Below are 367 nucleotides of genomic sequence, written 5' to 3'. Positions count from 1 at the left end.
ATCCTGATTCGATTCTTCCAGGATCTCTATCGGGTCTAGGCGCTGGGTCGACGGTGTCCAGTCGCCATGACTGCTGCGCGGCACGCTTTCGCGCAACGCCTGCCCTGCGGCAAGGCGTTCTGCGCGCGAGCGAACGACCGGGACGTCCTCCACGATGTTACTGACTTCGGTGTTTGCCTTTCCAGGCGTCTTCATCACGGTGTCCATACTCGCCTCCTCCTGCCGGGTTCGCGTCGCGGATTCCACTTTCGCATGACGAATCGTCGCGGTGGCCGGGATGGCTGGCGAGCACGCACGCCACGAACACCAAGGGCACGCCGTCCTGTCCTTGATGTTCCTGCCTGACAGCTATCGTGCGGACTCGGGA

Annotated in this window: 1 pseudogene; it reads right to left on the bottom strand. The window is 62.7% G+C overall.

What is annotated here, in order from left to right:
* Positions 1–207: pseudogene (locus BG61_RS41240) on the bottom strand (DUF2252 domain-containing protein); the annotation flags it as partial.
* Positions 208–367: the final 160 nt, after the last annotated feature.

Origin of the sequence: Caballeronia glathei (assembly GCF_000698595.1) — a bacterium.
Classification (GTDB): Bacteria; Pseudomonadota; Gammaproteobacteria; order Burkholderiales; family Burkholderiaceae; genus Caballeronia; species Caballeronia glathei.
The sequence above is the reverse complement of the archived record's forward strand: the minus strand, read 5'-3'. Positions and strand labels throughout refer to the sequence as shown.